This window comes from Lacinutrix sp. (assembly GCF_023299985.1).
GTDB lineage: Bacteria > Bacteroidota > Bacteroidia > Flavobacteriales > Flavobacteriaceae > Lacinutrix.
Genome location: NZ_JALZVX010000125.1, coordinates 22,096 through 31,984, shown reverse-complemented (window position 1 = coordinate 31,984; position 9,889 = coordinate 22,096). Strand labels below are relative to the sequence as shown.

The window sequence follows — 9,889 nt, the reverse complement described above, 5'->3', positions numbered from 1 at the left end:
GACTTAAAAATATCGTAATCACTAACTATAAAATCTTTAAACAAATCTAGTTGCGATAAATCGTCACTAATTTGCTGATAACGATCTGCAAGAAAAGACATTTCTAAAGTAAAGGCATAACGTTGGGCATCTTTATAAAAATTTGGCAAAAATGGATTATCTGCAAAACGTTCTAAAATAAGTTTTGCGTTATAATCTTGTGCTATTTTTGTTGCTAAACTTGTTTTTCCTGCTCCAATATTACCTTCTATAGCAATGTAATTATACTTTGAAAAATCGTGTGATTTACTTGGGTTTTTTAACCAAATATTTACAGGTTCTAAAATACTTTTATCTTCACAATCTTCTAATAAAACATAAATTTCCTTTTCTAAAGTAGGATGCTTAAATTTAGATGCAATGTGATGAAGAGGTTCTAAAACAAACTTACGTTTGTGTAATTCTGGATGTGGTACTTTTAGCGTTTTTGTATCGATTAGTTTTTTATCTATAAATAAAATATCTAAATCTATAATTCTCGATTGGTAGCCTTCTTTTTTAGTTCTAATTCTTCCTAAATTAGTTTCTATAGCTAATAACAGTTTTAAAAGTTTGTTAGGTTTTAAGGAACTCTCTACTAGTAAGCATGTATTAAAAAAAAAGTCTCCATCGAAACCCAAAGCTTCTGTTTTAAAAACTTTTGAAATTATTTTAATAGTTCCTATTTCTAAATGAATAGCATCTACAGCAGCTTGCAAATTCTTAAATCTGTCACCTTTATTACTTCCTATAGATATGTAAACTTTTTGTAATTCCATTTTAAACTAGACAGCAAAATAACTAAAAGTAAATGGTTTACTTTATATTTACCCAAAGAACTTATTAACGAATTTTGCATTTACTAAAAGCCGTTTTATTTGATATGTTATTTTAATTTCATGTTGTTTAATGAGCATTTTAACCTAAAAACTAATTAAGAAATCGAATTATTATAAATTTGTCTTAAATTATTAATTAGTTCCAACTTTTAGACTCAATATTGCGTATATATAGAAATTACAAATATTAAGATTATAGTTTTTACTGAAATAAATTCTGTTTAAATTCGAAAATGAAAAAATACTAAATGAAGAAAATATTAAAAATTACAGGTATCACACTATTAATTATAGTAATATTCTTATTGGTAGCGCCATTTATTTTTCAATCACAAATAAAAGATATGGTTAGTAATTTTATTAATGATAATGTGAATGCTAAAGTTGAGTTTGCAGACGTTAGTTTAAGTTTTCTAAGCAGTTTTCCGCAAGCAAATGTGAGCGTAGATGAGTTAAAAATAACCAATTTTGAGCCTTTTAAAGATGAAACACTAGCAAGCATAAAAACAATTTCTTTTGATATGTCTATAAAAGAACTCTTTAAAAAGGCAGACGAAGGTCCAATAATTGTAAATTCTATTTATGTAAATGAAGCGCTTGTAAATTTAAAAGTTAACAAATTTGGCGATGCTAATTATGCTATTTCTAAGGAAAAAGAAACCACAACAACAAACACAGATACAGATACAAGCGAAGGTTTTTCTTTAAATATTGAAGACTATGCTATTACAAAAAGTGTGTTAACGTATTTAGACGAAAGCTCTAATACTAAACTTCATATTACAGAACTTAATCATTCTGGTAGTGGCGCTTTTACTGAAAATACTTCAGAATTAAAAACCAACACAGAAGCTAACGTAACCTTTAGTTTTGACAGCATAGAATATTTAAGTAATAATCATGTAAAATTTGAAGCCTTATTAGACCTTGATTTAGAAAAAAGCAAATACACTTTTAAAGACAATAAAATTATTATAAATGAGTTGCCTTTAGAATTCGCAGGCTATGTACAGCTACTTGAAAACGAACAAGATATAGATATTTCTTTTCAAAATTCTGGTTCAGATTTTAAAGATTTTCTAGCAGTTGTTCCTAAAATATATTCTAAAAATATTAGCGATGTTGAAACAAGTGGAAATTTTAAAGTAAACGGAAAAATAAAAGGTTTAGTAACAGAAACAACTATTCCAACTCTAGATGTTAATGTAGTTTCTAATAACGCCTCATTTAAATATCCAAACCTACCAAAAGGAGTTAAGAACATTAGTATTGATGCCTCTATAAAAAATACTACTGGAAATATAGATGACACTTTTTTAGATTTAAAAACTCTTAATTTTAAAATTGATGAAGATGAATTTAAATCTTCGGCTGTTATTAAAAACTTAACTAAAAACATGCTAATTAACGCTAATATTAATGGTGTGTTAAATCTTGCAAATATTACAAAAGCTTATCCTATAGAATTAGACAATGAATTAAGCGGTATTATTAAAGCCAAAATTAATACCAATTTCGACATGAATGCAATTGAAACTAATGCATACGACCGTATTAAAAACAATGGTAATGTTAGCGTTAATGACTTTGTATTTTCTTCTGTAGACATTGTTAATCCGTTAAAAATTTCTCAAGCTAATGTTAGTTTTAAGCCTGGTATTATTTCTTTAGAAAATTTTAAAGCGCAAACTGGAAAAACCGATTTAAATGCTACTGGAACTATTAACAATCTACTCGGTTTTTTATTAAGTGATAAGAAATTAAAAGGTGATTTTAATGTGGCTTCAAACAACTTTTTAATAAGTGATTTTATGGTTGAAGGCGGAAGTGACAGACCAGTAAACCAAAGCGCAGAACCTAATGATGCACTTAAAATTCCAGCATTTTTAGATTGCACTATTACTGCAGATGCAAAAACTGTTGTTTATGATAATTTAACGCTTACCAACGTAAAAGGAAAGTTATTTATTAAAGATGAAACAGCAAATTTACAAAACGTAACCTCAGATTTATTGGGCGGAAATCTTAACATGACTGGTTTAATAGATACTAAAAGCAAGACACCAACTTTTAATATGGATTTAGGCATGAGTAATTTTAATATTTCTCAATCTTTTACAGATTTAGACATGCTTAAAAATTTAGCTCCAATAGCCAAAGCTTTACAAGGTAAATTAAACAGTGCCATTACACTAAGTGGAACTTTAGGCGACGATTTTACACCCATTATGAGTTCTATTTCTGGTGGTGCTTTAGCCGAATTATTAACCACAAAAGTAGAACCTAAAAATGCCGAGTTATTCTCTGCATTAACTAGTAAATTAAACTTTATAGATTTCGATAAATTAGATTTAAAAGACTTAAAAACTGCTTTAAAATTTGAAAATGGTCGAGTAAACGTTGCACCTTTCAACTTAAACTACAAAGACATTGGTATTACAGTTGGAGGAGCTCATGGTTTCGATCAATCTATGGATTACAGCGTTGTATTTAAAGTGCCAGCAAAATATTTAGGTGGAGAGGTAAACAAACTTATTGGTAAAATAAATGATAATGAAGTTGATAAAATTAAAATACCTATAACCGCAAATTTAACTGGATCTTTTACAAACCCGAAAGTACAAACCGATTTAACAAGTGGTGTAAAGAGTTTAACGACACAACTAATAGAAATCCAAAAACAAAAATTACTAAACGATGGCAAGGATAAAATAAAGGATCTATTAGGTATTAATGGTAACAACCAAACACCTAGAGATAGTACTAGTACGCAAACAAATTCTCCAGTAAAAGATGTAATTAAAGATATTTTTTCTGGCAACAATACACCAAGTACGAACCCTAATACTCCAACAGACTCTACCAAACAACCAGTTAATGTTGTAAAGGATGTTTTAGGCGGTTTATTTGGTAAAAAGAACAAGACAAAAGATACAATTAATTAAGGTTTAAAATAAAATTGCAAAAATTGTATAAGTCTATTGTTTAAATTAAAAGTTAAACTTATATTTGCAACCTGAAATTTAAGAATACACATAATATATAGATATGTTAAGAATAGAAATTAAAGACGGAGAAAATATAGAAAGAGCTTTAAAACGTTACAAAAGAAAACACCGTAACATTAAAGTAATGCAGAACTTAAGAGAAAACCAGTTCTTTACTAAGCCTTCTGTAACTCGTCGTCGTCAAATTCAAAAAGCTTCTTACATCCAAGGATTAAGAGACGCAGAAAACGTATAGTAAATACGCTTTCTTTAATAATACAATAGACCTTGCATTCTTTGAATGCGAGGTTTTTTTGGTTATTACTGTTTTTATATTTAAATCATTTACTATGAAAAACTTTATATTAACAATTTTATTTACCAGCTTTATTTTAAGCTGTAAAAATGAAGTAAAAACTTCAGAATTAAAACTAGAGAACTCATCTGAAATTTTATTTCAAGTTAAAACTAATAACAAAGATGATTTAGAATTTTTTGAAGATGGGATAATTCCGTGGATTTCAATAAAAAACACAGCTACTGAAATTAGCAACTTAATTGGCAAAGATGATATTGTAATCAATAAAAACAGAGTGATAATAATTATTGATTATCCTTTAAACATCCCTATTAAAATCGAGCTTAAATCTAATAATTCAAACGGATTCACACGTAAAGATTTAGCATTTCAAATAAGCACTCAATATATTAGAGTTTATAAAGAGGAAGAAGAATCTGCAAAAACTAAAACTGTTCCACTTGAAGAACGAAAGGGCTTAATTAATCGTAATCAAACAGATGGAAAATATGGAATTTGGGGACACGATATTGATGATTTAGATTTATCGGCAATTGTAGTAAGAAAATCAGAAAATGGAGAATTACTATTAGAATTAATAATTGAATCTTAAAAAGTTAATTCTTAAACTATCTCAATACTAACTACCTTCCCTTCATTGCCACGTACATTGCAAACAGTATCATCTTCAAAAATAAGATACTGCCCTTTTATACCTTTTAAAACACCAGTATAAGTTCCAACTTTTTCAATATTTAAACTTTTAGGTTTTGTAGGATAGGACAACACTGGAAATTCTAAATGTGTTTCGGTGTTGCTTTCAATAAAATATTCTAAAGCTTCCGCTGGAATATATTGTTTTAATTTGTTTTTCCATTCGGTTAGACTTTCATCTACAACATCATTTTTTAGCATGGTTCGCCAATTGGTTTTATCTGCTACATAATCTTTTAAAGCCACTTCGGTAATTCCTGCAAGATAGCGGTTTGGTACCTCAACAATTTCTATTGCTTCATGTGCTCCTTGATCTATCCAGCGTGTTGGCACTTGTGTTTTTCTGGTAACACCAACTTTTACATTACTGGAATTAGCGAGATAAACAATATGTGGTTTTAGTTGCACTTTCTTTTCGTATTCTAAATCGCGATCTTCTTTATCTAAATGTGCTGTACTTAATTCTGGACGCATAATCCAATCTGCAGCTTGTGGAATATCGAAAAAACAACTTTTACAAAAACCTTGTCTAAAAATAGGTTTGTTTAAACTACAGTTTAAACATTGGTGCTTAATAAACTGAAACTTCAAGGTTTTATTTAGAAGCTGATTCATATTAATAAAATCGTTTTCGAAAACTAAATAATATTGAATTGGACTAGAAAACTCTGTTGCCATTTTTGTTAGCACGCCTTGGTAAGTCATAAAAAAAAGTGTTATTTTTAGCGTATAAATATACCAAAAATATATGCCAATCCCTTTAGTAAATTCGATCGCTTCATGGTTTTTAAAGAAACGATTTCATCAAATCGATTTATTTTTAAAGTACCCAAATGAAGTACAAGAAGAATTACTATTTAGCTTAATAGAAACAGCTAAAAACACAGAAATTGGTAAGCAGTACAACTATTCTACAATTAAAACTTACGCAGAATTTGCCAGTAGAGTTCCTGTAAAAAACTATGAAGGTTATCAAAATTTATTTGAACGTTCTCGATTAGGAGAGCACAATATTTTTTGGCCTACTCCTATAAAATGGTTTGCGAAATCTAGTGGTACAACTAGTGCTAAAAGTAAATTTATACCAGTAAGTCAAGACGCTTTAGAAAATTGTCATTATGCAGCAAGTAAAGATTTACTGTGTATGTATTTAAACAATAATCAAGACTCCCAACTTTTTACTGGAAAAAGCTTAAGACTTGGTGGCAGCAAAGAATTATACAAAGAAAACGGAACTGTTTTTGGAGATTTAAGTGCTATTTTAATAGATAATATGCCTTTTTGGGCAGAGTTTAGTAGTACGCCTAGTAATAAGGTTTCTTTAATGAGCGATTGGGAAAACAAAATGAGCGCGATTGTAAATGAAACCATTAACGAAAACGTTACCAGTTTAGCTGGAGTTCCTTCTTGGATGCTAGTATTACTAAATGAAATTTTAGATAAAACTGAAAAAACCTCATTATTAGATATTTGGCCAAATCTTGAAGTTTACTTTCATGGAGGTGTAAGTTTTAATCCATACAAACAGCAATACAAAAATATTTTACCAAAAAAAGATTTTAAATATTATGAAATCTATAATGCTTCGGAAGGCTTTTTTGCTATTCAAGATTTAAATCATTCTAGCGAGCTACTTTTAATGTTAGATTACGGCATTTTCTATGAGTTTATTCCTATGGAAACTCATGGCACTCCTAATGAACGTGTTATTCCATTAAGCGAAGTCGAAAAAGGCAAAAATTATGCTGTAATTATTACTACAAATGCTGGATTATGGCGCTATAAAATTGGTGACACCGTTAGGTTTACATCAATATCTCCATACAGAATAAAAGTATCTGGAAGAACAAGACACCATATAAATGCTTTTGGCGAAGAGCTAATTATTGAAAACGCAGAAGATGCCTTAAAAAAAGTGTGCAAGAAAACAAAAAGTGAAATTGTAGACTATACTGCTGCTCCAATATTTATGAAAGGCAAAGAAAAAGGCGCTCACGAATGGTTAATAGAATTTAAAACACCTCCAAAAGACATTGATTATTTTAACGAATTGTTTGATAATGCTCTGAAAGCTTTAAACTCTGATTACGAAGCCAAACGTTACAATAACATGACATTAAATAAGCCTAAAATTAATGTAGCTAGAGAAAAATTATTTTACGATTGGCTCAAGCAAAACAATAAACTTGGAGGACAACACAAGGTGCCTAGACTATCTAACACTAGAGATTATATAGATGAATTATTGAAACTAAACATCTAGCCAAACATTAATAAATTAAATAATTATTTGATAATCAAATAATTATAACTAAATTACAGTACTATTAATCAATTAAAACCTATTTGAAGAATGTATTAATCAGTTAATCCATATTCAAGAAAAACCACTCTTAGTTTTTTATGAGTGGTTTTTTATTTGTTTAAAGTGTAGATAATATTCTTTGGAAAACCCGGATCTTCTCTCTCTTTTTCTAACTTAAAACCATTAACTAGTAATAGCTTTTTTGAGCTTTCATTATCAATACGTGTAAAAGCTTCTATGGTATTTAGATCAAGACTATTAAAGCCAAAATTAATGACTGCCTTTAGTGCTTCAGACATGTATCCTTTTTTAAAATACTCTGGCAATAGGTCGTAGCCAACCTCAGCTGTTTTTTTGTCTTCGGAAAAATTCCAAAAGCAAATACTACCTATCTTTTTATTTAAAGCTTTATCTGTTAAAGTCCAACTTATGGATTTATCTTCAGCTAAAAACCGTTCTAGTTTATTTACATGAGCTACTGCTTCTTCTTTTTTTGTAAACAAAGGTTGCATAATGTATTTTCTAACTATAGGATTTGAACGCAAAGCATAAACCAACCCTACGTCTTCCATACTTGATTTATTTAAGATTAGCCTTTCGGTCTCAGGGTTTTTAAAATCTTTTAGTTTCATATTATAAAAAATAAAAAAGCCTACTTAATTAAAAAGTAGGCTTTAATTTATATTATACTATTTCTTGTTAAGAAACAGCCTTAAGTTGTTTCAATTTTGTTTTAGATAATTTTTGCTCTGCATACGTTTTGGTAACATTTAATTTCTTGGTGTCACTTCCTGGTAATTCGAACATAGCATCTGTTAAAATCTCTTCGCATAAAGAACGTAAACCTCTTGCTCCTAATTTATACTCAATAGCTTTACCTACTATATATTCTAAAGCACCATCTGTAATACTAAACTCTATCTCATCCATAGAAAAGAGTTTTTTGTATTGCTTAATGATAGCGTTTTTAGGCTCTGTTAGTATAGCTCTAAGCGTATTAGCGTCTAAAGGGTTCATGTGTGTTAAAACTGGTAATCTACCTATAATTTCAGGAATTAATCCAAAGTCTTTTAAATCCTTTGGTATAATATATTGAAGTAAGTTATCATTATCAACAACATCTTCATTTATAGAAGCGCTGTAACCAACGGCTTGCATATTAAGACGTTTTGAAATTACACGATTAATACCATCAAAAGCACCTCCTGCTATAAATAAAATGTTCTCAGTATTTACTTCTATAAATTTTTGGTCTGGATGCTTTCTACCTCCTTTTGGTGGTACATTAACAACAGTACCTTCTAATAACTTTAATAAAGCTTGTTGTACACCTTCTCCAGAAACATCTCTAGTTATTGAAGGATTATCACTCTTACGTGCAATTTTATCTATCTCATCTATAAATACAATACCTTTTTCGGCTTTTTCTAAACTGTAATCTGCAGCTTGTAATAAACGTGTTAAAATACTCTCTACATCTTCACCAACGTAACCGGCTTCAGTTAATACTGTTGCATCTACAATAGCTAAAGGCACATTAAGCATTCTTGCTACAGTTTTAGCCATTAAGGTTTTTCCTGTTCCAGTTTCTCCAACCATAATAATATTCGATTTTTGAATCTCGATATTATCATTTGTTGGTGGTTGTAACAAACGTTTATAGTGATTATAAACAGCTACAGACATTACTTTTTTAGTAAATTCCTGACCTATAATATACTCGTCTAAAAATGCTTTAATTTGCTGTGGCTTACGTAACATAAGCTCTGCAGACAATTCTGTATTATCACTCTCCTTAGATTCTTCAACAACAATACCGTGAGCTTGTTCTATACAACGGTCGCAAATATGCGCATCTAAACCTGCTATTAATAAACTTGTTTCTGGCTTTTTTCTACCACAAAACGAACATTCTAATTCTTCCTTTGCCATTCTTCTATAGTTAAAAGTGAAAAGTGAAAAGTGAAAAGTTCTTACTCAAACTCTCTAAAACACTTCCAACCTTAAATATTAATGTTTTGTATCTTTTTAATTACGCGCTAAAATCTCGTCAATCATTCCGTATTCTTTAGCTTTATCAGATTTCATCCAGTAATCACGATCACTGTCTTGATAAACTTTGTCGTAATCTTGACCTGAATGCTTACTAATAATTTTATAAAGTTCTTCTTTTAAAATTAAAATTTCACGTGCTGTAATTTCTATATCACTAGCTTGACCTTGTGCACCACCTAATGGCTGATGAATCATGACGCGAGAATGAGTTAAACCACTACGCTTTCCTTTTTCTCCAGCACATAATAACACGGCACCCATTGAAGCTGCCATTCCTGTACATATAGTTGCAACGTCTGGTTTAATAAACTGCATAGTATCGTAAATACCTAAGCCTGCATATACACTTCCTCCAGGAGAGTTTATATACATTTGAATGTCTTTACTAGCATCTACACTTTCTAAAAACAAAAGTTGTGCTTGTATAATATTTGCAATGTTATCGTTAATTCCTGTTCCTAAGAAAAGGATACGATCCATCATTAATCTTGAAAAAACATCTAATTGAGAAATGTTTAGTTGACGTTCTTCTATAATGTAAGGCGTCATGCTTTGCGGCATCATACTACTTACAATTTTGTTGTAGTACGTGCTACTAATTCCTTGATCTTTTATGGCAAATTTTTCGAATTCTTTTCCGTAATCCATATTTGTTTTTTGAATTTGATATTTT

At 29.7% G+C, this 9,889-nt stretch carries 9 protein-coding genes; 4 read left to right on the top strand and 5 right to left on the bottom strand.

Features of this window, described 5'->3' with window-relative positions:
- On the bottom strand, positions 1-797 hold a 797-nt coding region (folK, locus tag Q0C58_RS06765), incomplete at its 3' end, for a 2-amino-4-hydroxy-6-hydroxymethyldihydropteridine diphosphokinase (protein WP_290699133.1).
- 308 nt (positions 798-1,105) lie between these two features.
- On the opposite strand from folK, the gene Q0C58_RS06760 reads away from it, so the two are divergent.
- The 3 genes from Q0C58_RS06760 to Q0C58_RS06750 all read left to right on the top strand — a co-directional run bounded on the left by Q0C58_RS06760 (position 1,106) and on the right by Q0C58_RS06750 (position 4,755).
- A complete protein-coding gene (locus Q0C58_RS06760) occupies positions 1,106-3,802 on the top strand; it encodes an AsmA-like C-terminal region-containing protein (protein WP_290699130.1) in 2,697 nt (898 codons plus the stop codon).
- 103 nt (positions 3,803-3,905) lie between these two features.
- A complete protein-coding gene (gene rpsU, locus Q0C58_RS06755; RefSeq protein WP_044399960.1) occupies positions 3,906-4,100 on the top strand; it encodes a 30S ribosomal protein S21 in 195 nt (64 codons plus the stop codon).
- A 94-nt stretch (positions 4,101-4,194) separates the two neighbouring features.
- A complete protein-coding gene (locus Q0C58_RS06750) occupies positions 4,195-4,755 on the top strand; it encodes a hypothetical protein (protein ID WP_290699123.1) in 561 nt (186 codons plus the stop codon).
- Positions 4,756-4,766: 11 nt separating this feature from the next.
- Here the strand turns inward: Q0C58_RS06750 and Q0C58_RS06745 are convergent, their stop codons facing one another.
- Positions 4,767-5,561 (bottom strand): DUF2797 domain-containing protein, encoded by a 795-nt coding sequence (locus Q0C58_RS06745; protein ID WP_290699120.1) that lies wholly within the window; start codon positions 5,559-5,561, stop codon positions 4,767-4,769.
- 43 nt (positions 5,562-5,604) lie between these two features.
- On the opposite strand from Q0C58_RS06745, the gene Q0C58_RS06740 reads away from it, so the two are divergent.
- Positions 5,605-7,119, top strand: coding sequence for a GH3 auxin-responsive promoter family protein (locus tag Q0C58_RS06740; RefSeq protein WP_290699118.1), 1,515 nt, complete (start codon positions 5,605-5,607; stop codon positions 7,117-7,119).
- 152 nt (positions 7,120-7,271) lie between these two features.
- On the opposite strand, the gene Q0C58_RS06735 is transcribed toward Q0C58_RS06740, so the two are convergent.
- The 3 genes from Q0C58_RS06735 to clpP all read right to left on the bottom strand — a co-directional run bounded on the left by Q0C58_RS06735 (position 7,272) and on the right by clpP (position 9,864).
- Positions 7,272-7,793 carry a GNAT family N-acetyltransferase gene (locus tag Q0C58_RS06735; RefSeq protein ID WP_290699116.1) on the bottom strand — a complete coding sequence of 174 codons (522 nt, stop codon included), beginning with the start codon at positions 7,791-7,793 and terminating at the stop codon, positions 7,272-7,274.
- Positions 7,794-7,860: 67 nt separating this feature from the next.
- Entirely contained in the window at positions 7,861-9,093 is a 1,233-nt protein-coding gene (gene clpX / locus Q0C58_RS06730; RefSeq protein WP_290699113.1) for an ATP-dependent Clp protease ATP-binding subunit ClpX, read from the bottom strand.
- A gap of 96 nt (positions 9,094-9,189) precedes the next feature.
- The gene (gene clpP / locus Q0C58_RS06725) at positions 9,190-9,864 is read right to left on the bottom strand and encodes an ATP-dependent Clp endopeptidase proteolytic subunit ClpP (RefSeq protein ID WP_290699110.1); all 675 of its coding nucleotides are present in this window, start codon (positions 9,862-9,864) and stop codon (positions 9,190-9,192) included.
- Positions 9,865-9,889: the final 25 nt, after the last annotated feature.

What these genes read in the sequence shown, in the direction of transcription:
- Q0C58_RS06760 (WP_290699130.1), top strand. Translation starts at nt 1,106, where the DNA reads ATGAAGAAAATATTAAAAATTACAGGTATCACACTATTAATTATAGTA.
- rpsU (WP_044399960.1), top strand. Translation starts at nt 3,906, where the DNA reads ATGTTAAGAATAGAAATTAAAGACGGAGAAAATATAGAAAGAGCTTTA.
- Q0C58_RS06750 (WP_290699123.1), top strand. Translation starts at nt 4,195, where the DNA reads ATGAAAAACTTTATATTAACAATTTTATTTACCAGCTTTATTTTAAGC.
- Q0C58_RS06745 (WP_290699120.1), bottom strand. Translation starts at nt 5,561, where the DNA reads ATGACTTACCAAGGCGTGCTAACAAAAATGGCAACAGAGTTTTCTAGT.
- Q0C58_RS06740 (WP_290699118.1), top strand. Translation starts at nt 5,605, where the DNA reads ATGCCAATCCCTTTAGTAAATTCGATCGCTTCATGGTTTTTAAAGAAA.
- Q0C58_RS06735 (WP_290699116.1), bottom strand. Translation starts at nt 7,793, where the DNA reads ATGAAACTAAAAGATTTTAAAAACCCTGAGACCGAAAGGCTAATCTTA.
- clpX (WP_290699113.1), bottom strand. Translation starts at nt 9,093, where the DNA reads ATGGCAAAGGAAGAATTAGAATGTTCGTTTTGTGGTAGAAAAAAGCCA.
- clpP (WP_290699110.1), bottom strand. Translation starts at nt 9,864, where the DNA reads ATGGATTACGGAAAAGAATTCGAAAAATTTGCCATAAAAGATCAAGGA.